We start from the raw sequence: 253 nt of genomic DNA on the forward strand, positions 1-253 counted from the left end.
TATTTGGCGATGTAATCGCGGCCCTTAATAGACCAGGCCACACCTGCTGTCAACGTGCCGGCATTTTTACCGCCCAAAATGTCATGAAAATTATCGCCAACCATGATGGCTTCAGAAGGTGTTGAACCAAGCTGCTCAAGCGCTTGAAGAATCGGTTCCGGATCAGGCTTAACTTTTTTAACATGATCATAAGCAACAATGACATCAAAAAAGTCAGCGAGTTTCATTAAACGCAGCCCTTTCAAAGCCATAT

Annotated in this window: 1 protein-coding gene; it reads right to left on the reverse strand. The window is 44.3% G+C overall.

Annotated features, from left to right (window positions below; genetic code table 11):
* The coding region (locus RYX56_RS23945) for an HAD-IA family hydrolase (protein WP_317124333.1) at window positions 1–253 on the reverse strand (253 nt) is incomplete at both ends.

Origin of the sequence: Alkalihalophilus lindianensis (assembly GCF_032843265.1) — a bacterium.
In the GTDB taxonomy this organism is placed as follows: Bacteria; Bacillota; Bacilli; order Bacillales; family Bacillaceae_D; genus Alkalihalophilus; species Alkalihalophilus lindianensis.